We start from the raw sequence: 236 nt of genomic DNA on the forward strand, positions 1-236 counted from the left end.
AAATGAAGAATCAAATAGAGAGTATATATATTATACATCTTCTAAGGGTAATTTTAGGGTTAACTTACGTTATATAGATGATTTTAGTGATAAAGATATTGATGAAATACATAATGGTAGTATTATTGGTATAAGTTACAGCAAAGAGTTTTAATTTTTATTTTAGGAGTTGACTTGGTATATTTTCAAAATDGTTAGATAATATGAAATATATTCTAAAATTGTAAATTTAATAT

Source organism: Romboutsia sp. 13368, from assembly GCF_018336475.1.
GTDB lineage: Bacteria > Bacillota > Clostridia > Peptostreptococcales > Peptostreptococcaceae > Romboutsia.